Source organism: Rhizobium sp. SVR5-9E (assembly GCF_056755095.1).
Genome location: NZ_JBNDHS010000828.1, coordinates 1 through 231, shown reverse-complemented (window position 1 = coordinate 231; position 231 = coordinate 1). Strand labels below are relative to the sequence as shown.

Annotated in this window: 1 protein-coding gene; it reads left to right on the top strand. The window is 60.6% G+C overall.

Annotated elements, in window-relative coordinates:
• Positions 1-51 precede the first annotated feature (51 nt).
• Positions 52-231, top strand: a 180-nt coding sequence (locus ACPYOJ_RS37165; protein WP_481420655.1) for a hypothetical protein, incomplete at its 3' end; no start/stop codon positions are given.

The following is a 231-nucleotide window of genomic DNA, read 5'->3' as shown; positions in this document are numbered from 1 at the left end:
CCTGGTGGATCTTGGAGGAGGCTTGGGAGGTCCCCTGCTCTGTAGTCTCCCATGCGGTCGCTGCCAACCCATGAAGTCGTCGTGTTTACACGTTTTTATCACGTATGCGTGGGCGGCTTGCGCGACAACCGCTCCTTTCAAAATTCGCATATGTTCCCCCGGCCGGACGGTGTCTCCGGCGAACGAGCCAAAGGCGTCAGCGTGGCGACGCACCGCGCTATTGGAGGGTGG